The 21,314-nt window shown below is 65.5% G+C and carries 20 protein-coding genes; 6 read left to right on the top strand and 14 right to left on the bottom strand.

Translation table 11 applies throughout. The annotated features are described in order from the left end of the window. Positions 1–85 precede the first annotated feature (85 nt). From KBW95_RS19865 to KBW95_RS19855, 3 genes are all read right to left on the bottom strand, one after another. Complete coding sequence (locus KBW95_RS19865) at positions 86–424, bottom strand: hypothetical protein (protein WP_211524115.1); 339 nt, start codon at positions 422–424, stop codon at positions 86–88. A gap of 97 nt (positions 425–521) precedes the next feature. Beyond that, positions 522–1,511 carry a gamma-glutamyl-gamma-aminobutyrate hydrolase family protein gene (locus KBW95_RS19860; protein ID WP_373888833.1) on the bottom strand — a complete coding sequence of 330 codons (990 nt, stop codon included), beginning with the start codon at positions 1,509–1,511 and terminating at the stop codon, positions 522–524. A 139-nt stretch (positions 1,512–1,650) separates the two neighbouring features. After that, the gene (locus tag KBW95_RS19855; RefSeq protein ID WP_229429895.1) at positions 1,651–2,475 is read right to left on the bottom strand and encodes a two-component system response regulator; all 825 of its coding nucleotides are present in this window, start codon (positions 2,473–2,475) and stop codon (positions 1,651–1,653) included. A gap of 227 nt (positions 2,476–2,702) precedes the next feature. Here KBW95_RS19855 and KBW95_RS19850 point away from each other — a divergent pair, with 227 nt between their 5' ends. Then, positions 2,703–4,700, top strand: coding sequence for a DNA topoisomerase IV subunit B (locus KBW95_RS19850; RefSeq protein WP_211524113.1), 1,998 nt, complete (start codon positions 2,703–2,705; stop codon positions 4,698–4,700). 99 nt (positions 4,701–4,799) lie between these two features. Next, positions 4,800–7,151 carry a DNA topoisomerase IV subunit A gene (gene parC / locus KBW95_RS19845; protein ID WP_211529150.1) on the top strand — a complete coding sequence of 784 codons (2,352 nt, stop codon included), beginning with the start codon at positions 4,800–4,802 and terminating at the stop codon, positions 7,149–7,151. A gap of 211 nt (positions 7,152–7,362) precedes the next feature. Here the strand turns inward: parC and KBW95_RS19840 are convergent, their stop codons facing one another. The 4 genes from KBW95_RS19840 to KBW95_RS19825 all read right to left on the bottom strand — a co-directional run bounded on the left by KBW95_RS19840 (position 7,363) and on the right by KBW95_RS19825 (position 10,312). Then, positions 7,363–7,851, bottom strand: a complete 489-nt coding sequence (locus KBW95_RS19840; protein WP_211529149.1) for a hypothetical protein — start codon at positions 7,849–7,851, stop codon at positions 7,363–7,365. Between the two features lie 140 nt (positions 7,852–7,991). After that, entirely contained in the window at positions 7,992–9,407 is a 1,416-nt protein-coding gene (locus KBW95_RS19835; protein ID WP_211529148.1) for an IgA Peptidase M64, read from the bottom strand. A 46-nt stretch (positions 9,408–9,453) separates the two neighbouring features. Continuing rightward, complete coding sequence (locus KBW95_RS19830; protein ID WP_211524109.1) at positions 9,454–10,062, bottom strand: GyrI-like domain-containing protein; 609 nt, start codon at positions 10,060–10,062, stop codon at positions 9,454–9,456. Positions 10,063–10,141: 79 nt separating this feature from the next. After that, positions 10,142–10,312 carry a hypothetical protein gene (locus KBW95_RS19825; protein WP_211524108.1) on the bottom strand — a complete coding sequence of 57 codons (171 nt, stop codon included), beginning with the start codon at positions 10,310–10,312 and terminating at the stop codon, positions 10,142–10,144. Between the two features lie 204 nt (positions 10,313–10,516). On the opposite strand from KBW95_RS19825, the gene KBW95_RS19820 reads away from it, so the two are divergent. Further along, complete coding sequence (locus KBW95_RS19820) at positions 10,517–11,548, top strand: alpha/beta fold hydrolase (RefSeq protein ID WP_211529147.1); 1,032 nt, start codon at positions 10,517–10,519, stop codon at positions 11,546–11,548. Here the strand turns inward: KBW95_RS19820 and KBW95_RS19815 are convergent, their stop codons facing one another. The 3 genes from KBW95_RS19815 to KBW95_RS19805 form a co-directional block, all read right to left on the bottom strand. After that, positions 11,549–12,760, bottom strand: coding sequence for a cyanophycinase (locus KBW95_RS19815; protein ID WP_211524106.1), 1,212 nt, complete (start codon positions 12,758–12,760; stop codon positions 11,549–11,551). A 67-nt stretch (positions 12,761–12,827) separates the two neighbouring features. Further along, the gene (locus KBW95_RS19810) at positions 12,828–13,265 is read right to left on the bottom strand and encodes a GNAT family N-acetyltransferase (protein ID WP_211524175.1); all 438 of its coding nucleotides are present in this window, start codon (positions 13,263–13,265) and stop codon (positions 12,828–12,830) included. An 86-nt stretch (positions 13,266–13,351) separates the two neighbouring features. Next, the gene (locus tag KBW95_RS19805; RefSeq protein ID WP_229429894.1) at positions 13,352–13,969 is read right to left on the bottom strand and encodes a hypothetical protein; all 618 of its coding nucleotides are present in this window, start codon (positions 13,967–13,969) and stop codon (positions 13,352–13,354) included. Between the two features lie 143 nt (positions 13,970–14,112). Here KBW95_RS19805 and argH point away from each other — a divergent pair, with 143 nt between their 5' ends. Beyond that, entirely contained in the window at positions 14,113–15,510 is a 1,398-nt protein-coding gene (argH, locus tag KBW95_RS19800) for an argininosuccinate lyase (protein WP_211524105.1), read from the top strand. Between the two features lie 36 nt (positions 15,511–15,546). Here the strand turns inward: argH and rsgA are convergent, their stop codons facing one another. After that, the gene (rsgA, locus tag KBW95_RS19795; RefSeq protein WP_211524104.1) at positions 15,547–16,581 is read right to left on the bottom strand and encodes a ribosome small subunit-dependent GTPase A; all 1,035 of its coding nucleotides are present in this window, start codon (positions 16,579–16,581) and stop codon (positions 15,547–15,549) included. A 316-nt stretch (positions 16,582–16,897) separates the two neighbouring features. Between rsgA and KBW95_RS19790 the strand changes: the two genes are divergently transcribed. Together KBW95_RS19790 and KBW95_RS19785 are read left to right on the top strand one after the other, a co-directional pair. Then, positions 16,898–17,575 (top strand): HAD-IA family hydrolase, encoded by a 678-nt coding sequence (locus tag KBW95_RS19790; protein WP_373888832.1) that lies wholly within the window; start codon positions 16,898–16,900, stop codon positions 17,573–17,575. Positions 17,576–17,779: 204 nt separating this feature from the next. Then, a complete protein-coding gene (locus KBW95_RS19785; RefSeq protein WP_211524103.1) occupies positions 17,780–18,007 on the top strand; it encodes a hypothetical protein in 228 nt (75 codons plus the stop codon). Here KBW95_RS19785 and KBW95_RS19780 read toward each other — a convergent pair. The 3 genes from KBW95_RS19780 to KBW95_RS19770 form a co-directional block, all read right to left on the bottom strand. Continuing rightward, positions 18,004–18,471: a cupin domain-containing protein gene (locus tag KBW95_RS19780; protein WP_211524102.1), complete on the bottom strand. Its 468-nt coding sequence runs from the start codon at positions 18,469–18,471 to the stop codon at positions 18,004–18,006. The genes KBW95_RS19785 and KBW95_RS19780 overlap by 4 nt on opposite strands. 33 nt (positions 18,472–18,504) lie before the next feature. Continuing rightward, a complete protein-coding gene (gene paaZ / locus KBW95_RS19775) occupies positions 18,505–20,556 on the bottom strand; it encodes a phenylacetic acid degradation bifunctional protein PaaZ (protein WP_211529146.1) in 2,052 nt (683 codons plus the stop codon). Between the two features lie 157 nt (positions 20,557–20,713). After that, a complete protein-coding gene (locus tag KBW95_RS19770; RefSeq protein ID WP_211524100.1) occupies positions 20,714–21,313 on the bottom strand; it encodes a phenylacetic acid degradation protein PaaY in 600 nt (199 codons plus the stop codon). Between the last annotated feature and the right edge of the window lies 1 nt (position 21,314).

Raw genomic sequence — 21,314 nt, 5'->3', positions numbered from 1 at the left:
AAAAAAAAAAAAAACCCCCCCCCCCCCCCCCCCCCCCCCCCCGCGGCCCCCACGGTCTTACTGCTAATGGACAAAAATAGGTCAGCTAGCCTGCGACCGCAGCAGCCTTTCCCGGCCACGCGCCCTTCATGAACCGCGCCAGCAGCGGCGTCTTGCTTGGCGCCGGCAGCTTGGCGTCAACGAGCGCAGCCCACTTCTCCGTCAACTGCTCGCACGTCGCGCGCAGCACCGGATCGACATCCGGCAAGCGCGCCAGCGCACACAGGTGGCGCTCGATCACCGAAGCCAGCTTGACGCAAGGCGCTTCCCCCTCTTCCCGCGCCGTGTAATGCGACATCAGGTGCAACAAAGATGCGACCAGCAGTGCGTCCTGGCTGCGCCCGGCCGGTGCCGCTGGTAGTTCGTCTGCAAAGAAAGAATTCATGCAAGCCTCTCTGGAAAACGTTGCCGACTCATTTGATGAGAATGATTCTCATTCAATTATGAAGCGAAAGCAAGCGTTTTCGACAAGGCGATGGGGATTACAGCCGGGTTTCGCGGGCCGCGCGCAGGAATTCGTCGAGCACGGGCGTGCAGTCCAGCAGGTCGACGCCGCCGGCGCGGTGGAACTCGGGATGCCATTGCAGCCCCATGACGAAATCGGCGCGGCGGTAGCGGATGGCTTCGACGATGCCGTCCGGTTCGGAATAGGCCTCGACCACGATGTCGCGCCCCAGCTCCTTCACCGCCTGGTGGTGGATCGAGTTGACCACTGCCTTCTTCACATCCGGGAACATGCGGCTCAGCGACGAACCCTGGGGGAAGACGATGTCGTGGCGGTGCGCGTCGTACAGGTCGTGCACGTGAGCCAGTGCCTCCGGCACATTGGTGGCCACGTCCTGGTACAGGGTGCCGCCGAAGGCGACATTGATCAGCTGGCAACCGCGGCACACGCCCAGCACCGGTTTGCCAGCGTCGACGAACTCGTGCAGCAGCTCCAGCTCGTAGACGTCGCGCGCGCGGTCGCCCGCCCATTCGGGCCGGGTCGGGGTTTCGGAATAGGTTTGCGGCGCCACGTCCGCCCCGCCCTGCAGCACCAGCCCGTCCAGGTGGCGCGCATAGTGGCGCAGCGTAATGTTGCTCGGGTGCAGAAGGCCGCTGGTATTGACGGTCGGGATCATGAACACCAGCACGTCACGCGACATGACCCATTGGGCGATCGATTCTTCGAGGTATTGCAGGTTCTTGCTGAGCAGGCCGCGTGCGCCCGGTTCCGGATGGAAGATACGGGCCGAGACGCCGATGTGCAGCGTGCGCTGCATGAAGTCGCGGTTGAAGCGTTCGCGCAAGGCGCGGAAGCGCGAAGTCAGCACTCGGCCGGCGAGCGCCAGCGGGGTGTCGCCGTCGCGCTGGTAGCGGGCGCGTCCGCCCCGCCCCGGACCTTCGGTGGCGCGCCGGTCGGGGATGCGCACGGGCGTGTCCGGATCCTTCGGGATCGGAGGACCAGGTTCTTCGTCGTCCTGCTTGTGCATGTGTTCCGCCATAGCCATCAATATAACGTCGCGATGGCCGCGCACGATTTAATGTTGCAAAAATCCCATCGTTCCCGCCATACCACGCGGCCAAAACGCAGCTTGCGGAATTTCCAATTTCGGATAATACTGTATGCAATTACAGTGGTTTTGATGTCGGCAATGCCAGCAATTTCTGGAAAGTCGCCACGAGATGGCGGTCCGCCACGGGTTTGTCGAGCAGGCCGCGTACCCCCGCATCGCGGGCGCGCAGGCTGTCGTACTTGAACGATTGACTGACCAGGAAGAGTACGGCGGTACGTCCGGCCCCTTGCTGGGACTTGATGGCGCTGCTCAGGCTGTAGGGTTCGATGCCGGGTGCGCAGGTGTTGATCATGACCAGGGAGACCGGGGTTTCGTCGCACAGGCGCACGGCGGCGCGGCTGCTGTCGGTCCACTCGACCGGTCGGCCGCCGCCGGATCGGCCACAGCCAGGCGGGCCGCTGCCGTGTTGGCCTGGTGGCGCACCGCCAAGCTTGGTGCCGACCACATAGGCCACATGGTCGCGGAAGGCGCCGCCCTTGTCGATGATGAGCACGGCGCCGTCGGGCGGTCCCTGGCGCATGCGCTGGTAGAACTCCGGCGCCTCGGTGTCCGGCTCCAGCCTGGGCCTTCGGCGGCGTTCGGGCTGGCTGCATTCGCCGCGCGCGGTCAGTTCGGCCAGCGCCTGCACCCTTGTGTCGAGCAGTTCGGCCAGGGTTTCGCACAGGCGCGCCGGGTCGACGGGGCGCGGCAGGGTGCGCCGGCTGCTGGCGCCGTCGCCGCCGATCAGGAGGATGGGCTGGAGGGCGCAGGGAGGAAGGCAGCACAGGCGCGCCAAGGCGGCGGGGTTGCCGCCGTCGGCGATATACAGGTCGGGTTCTTGCAAACTGTCGTCGTGCAGGCAAAAATACGACGGCCCCAGCTCCGGAGCTTGCGCGAGCAAAGTCTCCAGCTGCGTGCTTTCGGCCGGCGAGAACCCTATCAGGCGGACTGTAAATGGATACCTGGACACGTGCATCGGAAACGCCCTTCCTTTTGCAACTGCCAATTCTTTTTAATCTAGCATAAGCGTGCAAAGTAGCAAGCACGAATCCGCGCGGAATGAAAAGTTCGAATTTTTTTCTGCTCGACAAGATAGAATGCGCAAGCATTCGATAAATGAACATCAGCATGGCCTCTAAGAAACCCGCATCCGATTACAGCGAATCATCCATCCGCGTCCTCAAGGGACTCGAACCTGTGAAACAGCGTCCGGGCATGTATACCCGGACCGAAAATCCGCTCCACATCATCCAGGAAGTGATCGACAACGCCTCGGACGAGGCGCTTGGCGGTCACTGCAAGAACATCGGGGTGACGCTCAACACCGACGGCTCGATCACGGTCGAGGACGACGGCCGCGGCATTCCCGTGGGCCTGCATCCGGAAGAAGGCGTGTCCACGGTCGAGATCGTGTTTACGCGCCTGCACGCCGGCGGCAAGTTCGACAAGGGCTCGGGCGGCGCCTACGCCTTCTCGGGCGGCCTGCACGGCGTCGGCGTGTCGGTGACCAATGCGCTGTCCAAGCGCCTCGAGATCACCGTCTGGCGCAAGGACGACCAGGGCAACGGCGTGCACCAGCTGGCCTTCGAGGCCGGCGACGTGGTCGAGCCGCTGACTTCCAGCCCGGCTGAGCGCGGCGGCAAGAAGAACGGCACCCGCGTCACCGCCTGGCCGGACGGCAAATACTTCGATTCCCCCAACATCCCGATGTCCGAGCTGCAGCGCCTGCTGCGTTCGAAAGCGGTGCTGCTGCCGGGCGTGACCGTCACCCTGACGATCGAAAAGACCGGCGACGTCCAGACCTGGCGCTATGACGAAGGCCTGCGCGGCTACCTGACCGAGGCGCTGAACCAGAGCTCCAGCGGCCAGACCCTGATCCCGCTGTTCGAAGGCGCGCAGTTCGCCGCCGCCGGCGACGAAGGTTTCGCCGAAGGCGAAGGCGCGGCCTGGGTGGTGGCCTGGACCGAGGAAGGCGGCGTGGTGCGCGAGTCCTACGTCAACCTGATTCCGACCCCGAGCGGCGGCACCCACGAATCCGGCCTGCGCGACGGCCTGTTCGGCGCCGTGAAGAGCTTCGTCGAGCTGCACTCGCTGCTGCCAAAGGGCGTCAAGCTGCTGCCGGAAGACGTGTTCGCACGCGTTTCCTTCGTGCTGTCGGCCAAGGTGCTGGACCCGCAGTTCCAGGGCCAGACCAAGGAACGCCTGAACTCGCGCGACGCGGTCAAGCTGGTGTCGACCTTCACCCGTCCGCCGCTCGAGCTGTGGCTGAACCAGCACGTCGAATACGGCAAGAAGCTGGCCGAGCTGGTAATCAAGCAGGCCCAGTCGCGCCTGCGTTCGCTGCAGAAGGTCGAGAAGAAGAAGTCGTCCGGCGTGGCTGTCCTGCCGGGTAAGCTGACCGATTGCGAATCGAGCGACATCACGCGCAACGAACTGTTCCTGGTCGAGGGCGACTCGGCGGGCGGTTCGGCCAAGATGGGCCGCGACAAGGAATTCCAGGCCATCCTGCCGCTGCGCGGCAAGGTGCTGAACTCCTGGGAAACCGACCGCGACCGCCTGTTCGCGAACAACGAGATCCACGACATCGCGGTGGCGATGGGCGTCGACCCGCACGGCCCGGACGACAATCCGGACCTGAGCGGCCTGCGCTACGGGAAGATCTGCATCCTGTCCGATGCGGACGTCGACGGCTCGCACATCCAGGTCCTGCTGCTGACCCTGTTCTTCAAGCACTTCCCTGCCCTGTTCAGGAACGGGAACATCTGCATCGCGCGTCCGCCGCTGTACCGCGTGGACGTACCGGCGCGCGGCAAGAAGCCGATCCAGAAGCTGTATGCGCTGGACGACGGCGAACTGCTGGCGATCGAGGACAAGCTCAAGAAGGAAGGCTTGCGCGAGGGTACATGGAGCATCTCCCGCTTCAAGGGCCTGGGCGAGATGAACGCCGAGCAGCTGTGGGAAACCACGATGAATCCGGATACCCGCCGCCTGCTGCCAGTGTCCTTCGGCGAGTACAACCTGGCCGAATCGGCATCGCGTTTCAATATGCTGATGGGTAAGGGTGAAGCGGCCGCGCGACGGGCGTGGATTGAGGAACACGGGAACGAGACTGAGGCGGATATCTAATCAGGTAGTGGTCGTTTAAGCGAACTTGGGTCCCCGCCTGCGCGGGACCCAAGTTCACGCACCGCAGCCACAAACTCCGCCAGAAACGAACAAACAAACATGTCACAAGCAAGCCTCTTCGAACAACAACACGAGCCCTCCGACCAGGAAACGCTCACCCTTTCCACTTTCGCCGAGCGCGCCTACCTGGACTACGCGGTCTCGGTCGTGAAGGGCCGCGCGCTGCCGGACGTGTCCGACGGCCAGAAGCCGGTGCAGCGCCGCATCCTGTACGCGATGAATGAACTGGGCCTGGGCCCGACCGCCAAGCCGCGCAAGTCGGCTGCCGTGGTCGGCGACGTGCTCGGTAAGCTGCACCCGCATGGCGACCAGTCGGTCTACGACGCGCTGGTGCGCATGGCCCAGGACTTCTCGCTGCGCTATCCGCTGATCGACGGCCAGGGCAACTTCGGCTCGCGCGACGGCGACGGCGCCGCGGCGATGCGTTATACCGAAGCCCGCCTGACCCCGATCTCGCGCCTGCTGCTCGACGAGATCGACATGGGCACGGTCGACTACCAGCCCAACTACGACGGCTCGACCGACGAACCGCGCACCCTGCCGGCGCGCCTGCCGATGGTGCTGCTCAACGGTGCCTCGGGCATCGCGGTCGGCCTGGCCACCGAGATCCCTTCGCACAACCTGCGCGAAGTGGCGCAGGCGGCCGTGGCGATGATCCGCAATCCCAAGATCACCCACGCCGAGCTGATGACCCTGATCCCGGGTCCGGACTTCCCGGGCGGCGGCCAGATCATCACCCCGGCCTCGCAGGTCGCCGACATGTACTCCGCCGGCCGCGGCTCGATGAAGGTGCGCGCCCGCTGGAAGATCGAAGAACTGGCGCGCGGCCAGTGGCAAGCCGTGGTCTACGAACTCCCGCCGGGCGCGTCCAGCCAGCGCGTGCTGGAAGAAATCGAAGAACTGACCAACCCGAAGATCAAGCTGGGCAAGAAGGCCCTGCTGCCGGAGCAGCTGGCGCTCAAGCAAACCATCCTCGGCGCGCTCGACACCGTGCGCGACGAATCGGGCCGCGATGCGCCGGTGCGCCTGGTGTTCGAGCCGAAGTCGAAGAACCAGGACCAGACCGAATTCATGCTGATGCTGCTCGCGCACACCTCGCTCGAGAGCTCCAGCCCGATCAACCTGGTGATGATCGGCGGCGACGGCCGTCCGCGCCAGAAGGGCCTGAGCGCCATCCTGCAGGAATGGATCGACTACCGCTTCGTGACCGTGCGCCGCCGGACCGAATTCAGGCTGGGCAAGGTCAATGACCGCATCCACATCCTGGAAGGCCGCGAGATCGTCCTGCTGAACATCGACAAGGTGATCGCCATCATCCGTAATTCGGACGAGCCGAAGGCCGCGCTGATCGAGGAGTTCCGCCTGAGCGACCGCCAGGCCGAGGATATCCTCGAGATCCGCCTGCGCCAGCTGGCGCGCCTGGAAGCGATCAAGATCCAGCAGGAGCTGGCGGACCTGCGCTCGGAAAAGGAAAAGCTGCAGGACATCCTGGACAACCCGTCCACCATGAAGCGCGTGATCATCAAGGAGATCGAGCAGGACGCCAAGCAGTTCGGCGACGACCGCCGCACCCTGATCGAGGAAGCGCAGAAAGCCGTGGCCGAGCAGAAGGTCATCGACGAGCCGGTCACCGTGATCGTTTCGGAAAAGGGCTGGGTACGCGCGCGCACCGGCATCGGCCACGATCCGGCGCAGTTCACCTTCAAGGCGGGCGACTCGCTGTACAAGGCCTTCGAATGCCGCACCGTCGACCACCTGCTGGGCATCGGCGACAACGGCAAGCTGTATTCCGTGCCGGTGGCGGCCCTGCCGGGCGCGCGCGGCGACGGCGTGCCGATCACGACCCTGGTCGACCTGTCGGGCGGTGTCCCAGGACGGGCCGTACGCCTCCTGCACTACTTCGCCGGCAATCCGGACACGCGCCTGCTGCTGGCGACCTCGAACGGCTTCGGCTTCATCGCCAAGGCGGGCGACATGGTCAGCCGTCTTAAGGGCGGCAAGTCCTTCATCACCCTGGACGACGGCGCCGTACCGCTGCCGCCGCGCGTGGTGACCGATACCGCGGGCGCGATCGCCTGCCTGTCGGAGAAGGGCCGCGTGCTGGTGTTCGGCATTGACGAGATGAAGGTGCTGACCAACGGCGGCCGCGGCGTCATCCTGATGGAGCTGGAGCCGAAAGAAACGCTGCTGGCGGCGCAGCCGATCAGCCAGAAGGGCCTGAATGTGATGGGGACCTGGGCGGGCTCGAAGGAGCGTGTCGTGGAACTGTTCGCGTCGGGCCTGGAGCCGCACTTCGGCAAGCGGGCGCGCAAGGGCAAGCCGCTGTCGGCGCGTCTCAAGGCGCTGGACCTGGGGATGCGGGAGACCGAGGCAAGTAAGGCTGCTGCTTGATGGGAACGCCGGCTTCGCGCCGGCGTTTTTTTTCGCGCTATCGGTGTACTGGCAAACTTGGGTCCCGGCCTTCGCCGGGACGACGGATCAACCGCAGTCGGTACTGCCAGCACGTCGTTCCGGCGGAGGCCGGAACCCGCGTTTCGCAGAACAGCCCCACAATAAAAAAAACGCCGGCAACAAGCCGGCGTTTTCCGTTACAGCGAAAGGCTTAGTGCTTCGCCGCAGCCTTATGCACATCCGCAGTCGCCTCGGCACGCACCTGCTCCGTCTTGGCCGCAGCCTGCGCCTTGTCCGCCGCCGCATCGACCTGGACCTTGAGCAGCTTCTCATCAGCCTTGATCATCTTCTTCTCGGCCTTCAGGTTGGCATCCGCCACCTTCTCTTCCGCCTTGGCCATCGCCTTGGCGCGGTCTTCCGGATCGGCCTTGGCCACTTTTTCAGCTGCATCGGCGTGCTGCTCGACCAGCTTCGAATGCGCCTTGGCCTTCTTCTCGGTCGCGTCGGCCACCGCCTTGTTCACCTTCTCGTCAGCCTTGGCAGCCTTCTTGACTTCCTTGGCCTCCGCCTTGGCAACATCCTCCTCGGCCTTGGCTTCCGCCTTCACGACTTCCGCGCTGGCAGTGGCGTTGACGGTGGTCTGGGCATAAGCGCCGGTAGCGAACAGGCCTGCAACGAGGGTAGCGATCAGTTTGTTCATGATGTTTCCTTTCCGGTGGGTCCCGCAAATATATTCATTTGCGAAATAATTTTTGTTAGACAACACCTCCAGAATAGGCACTCCCCTCGCCCCGGTCTGTTAAGCAAGCAACTTAGGCTGAGCCAAGTTGTAAGCAAAAATTACCGGGATGCAGCCCCAGCGTACAGGTCGATGATCTCGCTGATCCCGTCCTGGCACACCGGGCAGAAGGTCTCGCTGCGGTCGAACATCAGGCACTGCATCGCCGGGCGGTAGTAGCCGCTGGCCTCGTAGTTCGCGCCCTCGAATGCACCGATGGAATGGCGGTGCGGCTGCTTGTCGAACAAGGCCCTGGAGCGCGCCAGGTCTTCGCGGAACAGCGCATTCATCTCCGACTCAGGCCGGTTGGCCGCGCGCAGAGCCGCGCGCTTCTTCTGGTAGGCGCGCGAGGCTTCCTCGTACTCGGCCTTCGGCCAGGGCGTCGGCAGCGGCGTGCCGGCCTTCACATGGCGCTTCCATTTCAGCTGCGCCGGATCGCGCAGCGCGGTCACGTTCGGCTCCCAGGGTTCCGGACGGCCGCTGGCGCTCTGGTAAGCCACCGGCGAGGTGTAGTACTCGTCCGCCAGGCCCGCGAAGTGGTGGCCGAATTCGTGCACGAACAGATAGTTGGCCCACTCGTTGCTGGCCGCCGCGGTGCTGAACTGGCCGAAGATGCCGCCGCCGCCGTAGGTCTCGTTGTTCACCAGGATCTCGATGAACTCGTAGGACGCGTGCTGGGCGATCTCGCGCAACGCGCGGTTGTCGAGCGTGAGCACATAGCGCTCGCTGCCGAAGATGTCGTAGCGCGTGCCCAGCGCGGACGGATGGTGCACGCCGGTGGACGGGCGCGTGATGCCCGATTTTTCGGTCGGCACCGCCATCGCCCAGACGTTGAAGTCCCTGGCCCGCTCGCGGAAGGGCGAGACCGAGAACAGGTGGGCCGACAGGCGCCGTGCGTCCGCTTCGAATTTCTTCATGTCCGCCTGGGTGTAGCCGTCGCCCAGGATCAAGAGGTCGACCTTCTCCGGCGAGGGGCCGCTCACGTGGATGGGAATCGGCTTGGCCGGTGCCGGAGGCTGCTGCTTGACCACATCTTGCGCGTCGGTGTCGACCTCCACGCTCCAGGACACCGAGAACTGGTTGCGTTCGTCGCGCTTGAGGATGCGCACGCGCACCGGTTGCTGCGGCTTGGGAAAGCGCACCGATTCCTGGAAGCTGCGGCTGATCTTGCCCGCCTCCTCGGTCGTGCGCCATTCGCCGAAGACGGTGGAGAAATCGCGCGAATACAGCAGGTCGCCGGTCTCGGCGTCCACCACCTCGACCCGGTTCTGGCCGCGGTTGCTGTTGTCGAAGTTCTTCGCCAGGTTGCCCGGCCACGGCAGGGGCTCGACCACGACGCGTTCGAGCGCGTACTGGTCGGACAGCGCGTTGCCGCTGTGGGTGTAGTCGACACGGATGGTGGCCGGCTGGGCGGCCTGGGCGTTGGCTGCGCCAAGCATGAGCATGGCGGCGAACAGCTGCAAAGGAAGAAGGCGCATCGCGATTCCTGTGTGATGGTATCGCGACATTGTAAGCCTGACAGGCTCAGCGCATGGGCTGGCGAATGATGGTCTTCCATCGCGACGGCTCGCCACGGCGGATGTCGCTCAGGTAGATCTCGTGGTGCTTGCCCGCCAGGGCGGCGCGCGTCTCGATGAAATCGTGCACCCGCTGGATCGTCGGGCCTTCTTCGCTGAAGGGCCCGACGTGCAGGATCTGCGCGCATCGCCCTTCCGCGAAGTGCTCCAGCCTGAGTGCGTCGAGCGCGGGCAGCCCCTTGGCGCGCTTCACTTCCGCGATCGCCGCGCGGATCACCGTTTCGCCGGCGAACTCGGGCTGCATGATCATCATGGTCCACCGCCACTGCGAGCGGTCGTTGCCGGCGAAGGCGGACAAATCGTCGGCCCACCACAGGCCCTCCAGCGGCATGACCGCGTAGTCGACGCCCTGCTCGCCCTTCTTCACCATGAACTTGGTTTTATAGGACACCGAGAACAGCGCCTCGACGGCCGCGGCATACTGTGGCGAGGTGTTGGGATCGCCCTGGCCGTCAATCATCAGGAAGCGCATGGACGGCACCTCGACCTCGGCCACCTCCTTGGCGGACGGACGGTAAAGATGCTTCAGTTCGAGCTTGAGTTCGCGTTTGGACATGGGCAATCCTCATGGCGGAGTTTGCCATCTTGCCATACTCGACTGTTGGAAAGCGAGGGGAGAGCCCGCGTGCCGCAGGCTAGGCGCTGACGCCGATCAGCGTATCGCGCCGCAGGCGCATGCGCGTGTAGGGCGTGCGGATACCGGCGGACATGCCCCAGGCGGCGGCCCAGCGCAGCGCGCGGTCCGTCTCCGGCCCGAACGGCCTGGCGGCCGAAGCCCGCTTGAGTGCGACGGACATGCGCTGCATGGCATACAGCTTCCTCGGTGAAAAACCCTTCGTCATGGCTTCACCATAACGGCCCCGCCCCGCACGCTCCGTGCCCTACCTAACCGATACCGGAAGCGGCAACTGGAACACGCATTGATCAGCTTAACCGGAATGCATAATCGATTGACGCCTGCCGGTTTCAACACCAGAATCGGCGGATCGCCATTTCGCAGAGGAGTTCCCGTGCCCCGCCTGAGACCGTGCCTGACCCTACTGTCCCTGCTGCCTTCCTTCGCCCTCGCCGCCCCGGCCTGCCAGCCCGGCCAGGCGATCGACGAAAGCGGTTTCCTGAACATCGGCGGCATCGAGCAATGGGTGACCATCCAGGGCGACAACTGCGCCAACCCGGTGCTGCTGGTCGCGCATGGCGGTCCGGCCAATCCCTACACGCCCTTCGGCGGCGGTCCCTACGCCGCCTGGCGCAAGGACTACACGGTGGTGCACTGGGACCAGCGCGGCGGCGGCATGACCTATGGACGCAACCGCCCTGCCGAGGACGAGCCGCTGACGGTGGAGCAGATCCGCGACGACGGCCTCGAACTGGCGCGCCACATCCGGCAGCGTTTCAACAAGCGCAAGCTGATCCTGATGGGCAGCTCCTGGGGCTCGATCGTCGGCGCCAACATGGTCAGGAAGGATCCCGAACAGTTCTGCGCCTGGGTCGGCGTGGCGCAGGTGGTGGGCGGGCGCCAGAACAGGGGCAACTGGAACACGGTGCTGGAACGCGCCCGCGCCGCCGACGACAAGGCCACGGTCGCGCAGCTGGAAGCGCTCGGCCCGCCGCCCTGGACCAACCCGCGCAACTTCGGCATCCTGCGCCGCGCCATCCGCAAGTACGAGCTGCAGGTGACCGAGCCGACTGTGGCCTCCTGGTGGAAGGTGCTGCCCGCCTACGCCACGCCGCAGGCCAAGGCCGACTACGATGCGGGCGAGGATTACTCCTTCATCAACTTCGTCGGCTGGAAGGGCGACGGCATGCTGTCCAAGGTGGATATGTACAAGCTGGGTACGCGCTTCGCGCTGCCCGTCTACATCGTCCAGGGAACGGAAGACCTGCTGACCGAAGCGAAGGTCACGCGCCCTTACTACGAGGCCATCTCGGCCCCGGACAAGGCCTATATCGAAGTGCCGCGCGCCGGCCACGACCCGAACGGGCCGCTGATCGAGGCGCAGAAGCGCGTGCTGGACGAGCGCGTGCGCTCCAAGTGCAGCTGATTACTTGTATTGGTACAGCGGGCGCTGGACCACGATCGGCCGGATATCGAGTCGCACGTTGTAGACGGAATAGGCTTCGCTGAGCGGAGACATATAGCCCACGCTCTCGATGGTGCGCGACAGCTTGAACTCGAAGCCGAGGTCGGGCTGCACGCCATGGGGGCTGTCGAGCGACAGCCCGATGGCTTCCGGCTGGTCGCTGTCGATCAGCCGCGCCATCAGGTCCACCACCGTGCTGTTGCCGAGGATGTCGGCCGAGAACAGCGGCTCGCGGTAGTAGGGCTTGCCGGGATCGATCCGGCCGTCGGCCTTGTCCGTGGCCGGCGTGAAGGTGCGGGTGACGAGGTTGAAGCGGTCGCCGTTGTCCAGGTAGCTCAGGCGCGCGTTGCTGACGTTGAACAGCCCGTCCTTGAACTTCGCCTCGCTCAGATCGACCAGCAGCGCCCCGCGGTAGCCCACCACTTCCACCTCGCGCGAGGGGCCGACCACCATGGCGGTGTTTTCGTCGATGCCCAGCCCGGTCTTGTAGCCCTTCTTGAGCATGGCCGGCAGCATGCGCGCGAAGCGTCCGCGCACCAGCAGGTGCTGGTCGATGAAGACGTCGTCGCCGATGAAGCCGAGGCCGGGCGCGATCTCGTGTTCGTCGTCGAGGCCGAGCTTGAGGGTGGTCAGGACCGGCTTGGGATAGCCGAACATGGTGCTGCTCATGATGGCCGCGCCGGCGCTGGAGCCGGCGATCACGCCGCCGCGCCGGTACATGTCCCACAGGGCGTCGAGGATGCGGGTGTTGCTGCCGTCGGGACGGCGCAGCGCGCGTGTGATGCGGCCCTGGTCGCCGCCCGCGAAGTAGGCGCCGCCGGCGGCGCGCACGGCGGCGGCCAGCACCGGGTCTTCGGCGGCGACAGTGTAGTCGGTGCCGCTCAGGCGCACCGCGACCGGAACGAAGAAAGCCTTGGCGCCGTAGTGGTTGAAGCGGTCGACCAGGAACTTGCCGGCCCGCTCGGGATTGGCCGAGGCCGAGGCGAACACCGCGATGCGCGCGCCCTTGCCGCCCGCCAGCTGGACGATGCGCTCCCAGACCGCCGCGTTGTCGGCGCGCAGGGCGCCGCCGATGATGACGAGCGAACCTTTCGGCAGCGGCTCCGCTGCGATGCTGTAATTACTCGCCAGCAATGCCAAGGCGAGCAAGCCACGGACAAGGAACTGGACCATTCGGCTTTCCTCTGGTTACCACCATCGTAAGCCTGATTCCAGTCGCTTGTCGCCGTGTTGAGTCTGCTCAGGACAAATAGATGTTAGGAAAGTATCGCTCCATCAGCGTCTGTGGCTGCTGCGGCGCGGTGAAGCCGAAGCGTTCGTAGAGGCCGTGCGCATCGCTCGTGGCGAGCATGAACCGGCGCAGCTTTTGCAGGCTGGGGTGGCGCAGCACCACCCCGATCAGCTGCTTGCCGTAACCGTGCCCGCGGTACTCGGGCACGACGAACACGTCCACCAGGTTGGCGAACGTGGCGTAGTCGGTAATCACTCGCGCGAATGCGATCTGGCGGCCATCCAGGTAGCCGCCGAAGCACAGCGAGTTTTCGATCGAGCGCTCGACCACCGGGCGCGAAATCCCGACCGCCCAGGTGCTCTGCTCGCTCAGGAAGCGGTAGATCATCGGGATGTCGAGCTTGCTCTGGTCGGTGCTGACCTGGAAGCTGGAATCGTTGGTAATCATGGAACCCATGGCGATGGCAAAAAAGTCATTCTAGCGCTGTTTGCAAGTTGCATAAGTCCGATTGAGACTGGCCTCTTCAGTGGCCGTCAGCGGCTTTGCAGGTAACGTTCAGGCAAGGGCAATTGTGGGTCTTCGGCACGCCAGACCAGGCTCAGGACATACCAGCGCTTGCCGTCGTTCACCAGCTGGATGCTGTTGATTCCACGCATGAAAGGCTTGGCGTCGGACGGCGCATGGCGCGCTTCGTAGGTGCTGAACACGTGGGCGACCTGGCCGAAGGTCTCGACGGTGCGCGCCAGTTCGGACTCGAAGAAGCCCATGGTGGCGAAATTCTTGGTGTTGCGGGCGATGTAGTCGTCCGGCGTCATCTGGCGCATCGCGTAGCTGCCGTCGGGGCGCTGGCCGACCGCCATCATGCGGCCTTCCGGGGCGAACAGGGAACGCATGCGGTCCCAGTCGCGCGGCGCGCCGGCGGGGCCGGAAATCACGTCGTACACGGCCTTGACGATGGCGTCGACCGAGGCGACATCGGCCGGACGGGCGGCGGGGATGGCCGGTGCGGCCGTGGCGCCTGGCGTTGCCGGCGCGGCCGGAGCAACAGGAGCTGCCGGCGCCGCCGGAGCCGATTGCGCCATTCCCATTCCGGGCGCCAGCGCTGCCGCCGCCAGTACGCCTGCCATCCCCGTGCGAAGCATTCGATACATACGTCTCCCCTGTTATTGTCGTTTGATGAAGCTTGTTACGTCATCATCACCCATTTCAGGGTGCTTGTCACCGTCCGGGGGACCGCCGGAAGCCTTCGGGCCGGCCGGTTTATAATCATTGGATACCTAACACGGATCCCACCATGACTGCACAACTCTCCAAGAAAGCCGAAGCCTGGTCGGCACGTTTCAACGAACCGGTTTCCGATCTCGTCAAACGCTACACCGCCTCGGTGTTCTTCGACAAGCGCCTGGCGCCGTTCGACATCCAGGGCTCGCTGGCCCACGCCGAGATGCTGGCCGCACAAGGCATCATCAGCGAGCAGGACCGCGCCGAGATCGAACGCGGCATGGCCCAGATCCGCTCCGAGATCGAGGCCGGCAGCTTCGAGTGGCTGCTGGACCTGGAAGACGTGCACCTGAACATCGAAAAGCGCCTGACCGAACTGGTGGGCGACGCCGGCAAGCGCCTGCACACCGGCCGTTCGCGCAACGACCAGGTGGCGACCGACATCCGCCTGTACGTGCGCTCCGCCATCGACGACATCCTGGGCCTGCTCGCCAGCCTGCGCGGCGCCCTGACGGACCTGGCCGAGCGCCATGCCGACACCATCATGCCGGGCTTCACCCACCTGCAGGTGGCGCAGCCGATCACCTTCGGCCACCACATGCTGGCCTATGTGGAAATGTTCGGCCGCGACGCCGAGCGCATGCAGGACGCACGCCGCCGCGTGAACCGCCTGCCGCTGGGCGCCGCCGCCCTGGCCGGCACCACCTTCCCGATCGACCGCCTGCGCGTGGCCAAGACCCTCGGCTTCGAGGACGTGTGCCATAACTCGCTCGACGCCGTGTCAGACCGCGACTTTGCGATCGAGTTCACCGCCGCCGCCTCGCTGATCATGATGCACGTCTCGCGCTTCTCGGAAGAACTGGTTATGTGGATGAGCCAGCGCATCGGCTTCATCGACATCGCCGACCGCTTCTGCACCGGCTCGTCGATCATGCCGCAGAAAAAGAACCCTGACGTGCCAGAACTGGCGCGCGGCAAGACCGGCCGCGTCTACGGCCACCTGAACGGCCTGCTGGTCCTGATGAAAGGCCAGCCGCTGGCCTACAACAAGGACAACCAGGAAGATAAGGAACCGCTGTTCGACACCATCGACACCGTCACCGACACCCTGCGCATCTTCGCCGACATGGCGGGCGGCATCACGGTCAAGCCGGACAACATGCGCGCCGCGGCGCTGCAGGGCTACGCCACTGCGACCGACCTGGCCGACTACCTGGTCAAGAAGGGCCTGCCCTTCCGCGACGCGCACGAAGCCGTGGCCCACGCGGTGCGCGCCTGCGACGACCTGAAGTGCGACCTGTCCGACATGCCTCTGGAAAAGCTGCGTGAGTTTTCGCCGCTGATCGAGCAGGACGTGTTCGCCGTGCTGACCCTGGAAGGCTCGGTGGCGGCGCGCGACCACGTCGGCGGCACCGCGCCGAACCAGGTGCGCGCGGCGATCGCGCGCGTGCGCAAGCAGCTGGCGGAATAAACCGCCGGGTGGACGGCCTTGCCGTCCACCCTTGGTTCAGCCTCCCCGCTTCTCGCGTCCACGCAGGCGCGCGCCCTTCATCAGGGTCTTCCACTTCGCCCGTTCAGCGATCCGGTCCAGCGCCGTCTGCTCGGCGCGCCTCACCTCGCGCAACAGCTTGCGGTAGTTCCGCAGCCGGTCCGCATCCACCACGTCCCTCACCGCGCATCCCGGCTCGCTCTCGTGCTGGCAGTCGCGGAACTGGCAAGCCTCCCCGAGCGCGGCGATGTCGTTGAAGGACTGTTCCAGGTCGTCTTCATCCGCGTCCGGCTGCCAGGCGCGCAGTCCCGGCGTGTCGATGATGCAGGCGCCGCCCGGGCAGCGGTGCAGCGAACGCGCCGTGGTCGTATGTCTTCCCCGGTCGTCGCCGTAGCGGGTGCCGCCCGTCGCCTGCAGGCTGCCGGCGAGCGCGTTCGTCAAGGTCGACTTGCCCACGCCCGAGGAGCCCAGCAGCACCAGGGTCTGGCCGGCGCCCAGCCACGGCGCAAGGAGGCCGGCATCGCTCTGCTCGGCCGGGTGCACGGCCAGCGCCGGCACATCCTCGGGGATGCGGCGGCGCAGCTGCGCGATCTTTTCGCCGGCATCGCTGCCGATGTCGGATTTGGTCAGCACCATCACCGGCGCCACGCCGCAGGCGCGCACCACGGCGATATAGCGTTCCATGCGGCGCGGGTTGAAGTCCTTGTCCAGGCCCATGAGCAGCAGCGCGGTGTCCACGTTGGCGGCCAGGACCTGGCGGCCGCCCGCGGTGCGCCGCGCCAGGCGGGTGGATGGCTCGAGGACATGGTCGATCCAGTAGTCGCCGATGACTTGCACGGCGAGTACCCAGTCGCCGACTACCGGCGGGCTGGATGCGATAGGCGGCGTGCTGCGGGCCAGGAAGGCCTCGCGGCCATCGTCCAGCATCAGGCAGTCGCGCTGGACGGAGGTGACGCGGGCAAGGCGGTGCTGCGGTCCGGCCTGCGCCAGTTGCGCGGCCAGGTGGTGATGAAAGCCGATTCCTTGCAGGGTCGGGTAATCGATGTCGATCATGACGATGTGTTTTCCAATTCGATAGGCGCAACAGGCGTGCGCGGACAGCCGCCCATTGAGGCGGCAAGGTCGGGAAATGGAAGGTCGGCGCTGGCGCGCCTCAGGCCATCGTCGTGATGGGTGTGCGCGTCAGGCGGCCGACCGGAGGGCGGTATCAGGCTGGTTCATGTCGCGTCTCCTCGGGTCGTGTTGGAAAGGCTCGTAGTCTGGCACCTAAGGCGGATGACGTCAAGCAAACGCGGTGGCGGACAAGGCGTCTCCGGCTTTTGCGCTATGCTGATGGCGCATCGCACCAACCATCCAGCGAGAACATCCCGTGACCACCTTCACCCCTGCCCTGCCCGAGCGCGACTTCGCCGCCTTCCTGTTCGACATGGACGGCACCATCCTCACTTCGATCAAGGCCGCCGAGCGGGTCTGGAGCGACTGGGCGCGCAGCCACGGGCTGGATGTCGAGGCCTTCCTGCCGACCATCCACGGCAAGCGCACCGAAGACACCATTCGCAATCTCAATCTGCCTGGGGTCGATCCGGCGGCCGAGGCAAGGCGCATCACGCTGGCGGAGATCGACGACGTGGCGGGGATCGAAGCGATCGAGGGCGTGGCCGCCTTCCTCGACAGCCTGCCGCCGCAGCGCTGGGCGATCGTGACCTCGGCGCCGCGTGCACTGGCCGAGGCGCGCATCGTGGCGGCCGGGCTGCCGCTGCCTGGCGTACTCGTCGCGGCTGAAGATGTGCAAAAGGGCAAGCCGGCGCCGGATCCTTTCCTGCTGGGGGCGGAGAAGCTGGGAGTGTATCCGGAGCATTGCCTGGTATTCGAGGATACGCTGGCCGGGCTGCAGGCGGCGGAGGCGGCGGGGATGGACAGTATCGTCGTGACGGCGACGCATACGCATGCGCTGGACACGACGGCGTATGACGTGCCGGATTATGCGGAGTTACTGGCAGTGCGGACGGAGGATGGGTTGTTGAGGTTGCAGCGCAAAACGGCGTAAGGGCTGTTCTTCTGCTGGTCGAACTTGGGTCCCGGCCTTCGCCGGGACGACGGTCTTGAGGCTATAGGCGCACTCAAACAACGTCATCCCCGCGCAGGCGGGGACCCAAGTTCAACAGATCTCAGCACTGCCGCGCAGCAAGCCTTGTATCGCTACCGCCAGCCCTTACATACTCCGTATCGACGCACCCAGCAGAGGCCCCCCATGCATCGCTACAGAAACCAAAGCGGCGAATCCGGCGTCACCGCCTACGACATCGGCAAGGACTTCATCACCATCCAGTTCACCGGCGGCGACCGCTACCTCTACACCGAGCGCAGCGCCGGCGCCGAGAACATTGCCAAGATGCGCGAGCTGGCCGAAGGCGGACGCGGTCTCTCGACCTTCATCAGCCAGCACATCCGCCAGCGCTACGCCCGAAAACTCAACTAAGTCTTGCGCAAGGGATACGGCGTGCCGTCTTTGTGCAGATAGGAATTGGTCGCGCCTTCAAAACGCAGGTCGATATCCGGATAGGTCGCGATATCGTTCTTGACGCGCGACCCGACCACCAGGAACACGCCCGGCCCCCAACTACGATTGATCAGATGGTGGCCGTTCGGCTTACCAGCAGGAAATGCCGCGCAATCGCCGGCCCGCATCAGGGTCTCCCCTTCATCCGTGACGAGCACCAGTTCGCCGGACACCATCATGACGAACTCGTCCTCGTGCGAATGCCAGTGGCGCTGCGAGGAAGCCGCGCCGGGCTGCAGCTCGACCAGGTTGACCCCAAATTGGGTCAGCCCGCCGGCGTCGCCCAGCGCTTGCTTGGTGCGTCCATCCACCGCCTCGGCGAAGGGCTCCGGGTAACCGGTGCCGCTCACCACAGGGATACTGCTCAGATCCAGTCTCGACATGGCGCTCCTTTTGCAGTTGGACGCGGCCAGGTATTAGCCGCGTTTTTGTACCAGCGTCAGGATATCGTAACTCGCCACCAGTTCGTCGTTTTGATTCGTGACCTGCACATCCCATGCGACCACGCCCTGGCCGCGCCCTTGCTCGTCAGTGCGGTTGCGGTCGACCTTGCGCTTGCAGGTGAGGCGCGCGCGGATGGTGTCGCCGATCGCCACCGGCGCCACGAAGCGCAGGTTGTCCAGGCCGTAGTTGGCCAGCACCGGGCCCGGGGCCGGCGACACGAACAGGCCCGCAGCCGCCGACAGCACGAAGTAGCCGTGGGCGATGCGCTTGCCGAATTGCGTATCCTTGGCCGCGATCTCGTCGAAGTGCATGTAGAAGTAGTCGCCCGACACGCCGCCGAAGTTGACGATGTCCGCCTCGCTCACGGTGCGGCGGTGGGTCAGCAGCGAGTGTCCGATCTCGAGGTCTTCGAACCAGCGGCGGAACGGATGGACTTCCGTCTCCTTGACCGCGCCGCCGCGCACGTATTCGCCGGTGACGGCGCCCAGCATGGTCGGCGAACCCTGGACCGCGGCGCGCTGCAGGAAGTGCTTGACGGCGCGGATGCCGCCCAGCTCTTCGCCGCCGCCGGCGCGGCCCGGGCCGCCGTGCTTGAGCTGCGGCAGCGGCGAGCCGTGGCCGGTGCTGTCGACCGAGGCTTCGCGGTCCAGGATCAGCACGCGGCCATGCGAGGCGGCGGCCACCGGCACCGCGTGGGCGGCGATCACCGGGTCCTTGGTGGCGAGCGTGGTCACCAGGCTGCCCTTGCCGCGCGCGGCCAGTTCCAGCGCCTCGTCGATGTCCTTGTAGGTCATCAAGGTGCTCACCGGGCCGAAGGCTTCGATGTCGTGGACGGCGTCGTTGACCAGCGCGTTACGGCACAGCAGCAGGGTCGGCGAGAAGAAAGCGCCGTTGGCGCAGCCCTCGCCCACCGGCGCGAAGCCGTCGCGGGCCGAGAACAGTACTTCGTTGCCGCGCGCAAGCATCTCCACGCGCTCGGAGACGTCGCGGTGCTGATCCATCGAGGCCAGCGCGCCCATGCGCACGCCTTCCATCTTCGGGTTGCCGACGGTGATCTTGGCCAGGCGGTCGCGCAGGCGCTCGCCGACGGCGTCCACGAGCTGCTCCGGCACGATGACGCGGCGGATCGCGGTGCACTTCTGGCCGGCCTTGCCGGTCATCTCGCGCGCGACTTCCTTCACGAACAAGTCGAATTCCGGGTCATCCGGGGTAACGTCCGGGGCCAGGATGGCGCAGTTGAGCGAGTCGGCTTCGGCGGTGAACGGCACCGAGTTGCGGATCAGGTTCTGGTTGGCACGCAGCTTGGCGGCGGTGTCGGCCGAGCCGGTGAAGGTGACGGCATCGAAGCCGCCCAGGCGGTCGAGCAGGTCGCCCGTGCTGCCGATCACCAGCTGCAGCGCGCCTTCCGGCACCAGGCCGGATTCCATCATCATCTTGACGGTGGCCTGGGTCAGGTAGCTGGTGGCGGTCGCCGGCTTGACGATGCAGGGCATCGCGGCCAGGAAGCTCGGTGCGAATTTTTCCAGCATGCCCCAGATCGGGAAGTTGAAGGCGTTGATGTGCACGGCGACGCCGCCGCGCGGCACCAGGATGTGGGTGCCGGAGAAGCCGCCGCGCTTGCCCAGGGCCATGGCCGGGCCTTCATGCAGGACGTTGGACGACGGCAGTTCGCGCGAGCCCATGCTGGCGTAGGCGAACAGGGTGCCGATGCCGCCTTCGACGTCGACCCAGCTGTCCGGGCGGGTGGCGCCGGTCAGGTGGGAGATTTCGTACAGCTCTTCCTTACGCTCCATCATGTAGAGGGCCAGGGCCTTCAGGGCCTGGGCGCGCTTCTGGAAGTCGAGCTGCATCAGCTGCTTGATGCCGGTCTTGCGCGCGTAGGTGATGGCTTCCTCGAAATCGATCTTCTCGGCGTGGGTGTGGTAAATCAGCTGATTGTCCAGTGCGCTGTGCAGCGGGGTGTGCGCTTCCTGGCCGTGCCAGCGGCCGGCGATCAGGCTTTGCAGGGTGGCGATGTTGCCCATGTTTCTTCGTCTCCGTTCAGTTATCTCTTCAATTGGCCTGCTGCCCCTGCACCGTCATCCCGGCGAAGGCCGGGATCCAAGTTTGCGTGCGCGTCTGTGGCGCGAAACTTGGGTCCCGGCCTACGCCGGGACGACGGTTTTACGGGCGGTGGTGCTTTCAGCTTTTCGGTTTATGCAGCGCTCCAGTCCCGAAATCGATGCCCTTGCGGTCCGGCTCCACTTCAGTGAACGCCTCGACCTCCCGCATCGTCTCCAGCGACCGCACATTCAGCTCGTGATACTGCCGCGTCCCAAAGCTCTTCCACTTCACATCTTCATCCGTCAGCTCGCGCATGACCTTGGCCGGCGTCCCCATGACCATCGAGCGCGGCGGAATGATCATCCCTGCCTTTACGAAGCTCATCGCCGCCACGATCGACTCCTCGCCGACCACGGCCTTGTCCATCACGACCGCATTCATGCCCACCATCGCGTTGCGCTTGATGCGGCAGCCGTGCAGCACCGCGCCATGCCCGATGTGCCCATCCACCTCGACCACGGTGTCCTCGCCCGGAAACCCATGCATCACGCAGGTATCCTGCAAGTTGGCGCCCTCCTCCAGGATCAGGCGCCCGAAGTCGCCGCGCATCGAGGCCAGCGGGCCGATGTAGCAGCGCGGTCCGACGATCACGTCGCCAATCAGGACCGCCGACGGATGCACATAGGCCGTCGGATGCACCACCGGCCGTACGCCGTTGATCTCGTAGACCTTGACCATC

The sequence above is a fragment of the Massilia sp. ZL223 genome, from assembly GCF_018119395.1.
Lineage (GTDB): Bacteria > Pseudomonadota > Gammaproteobacteria > Burkholderiales > Burkholderiaceae_D > Telluria.
The sequence above is the reverse complement of the archived record's forward strand: the minus strand, read 5'-3'. Positions and strand labels throughout refer to the sequence as shown.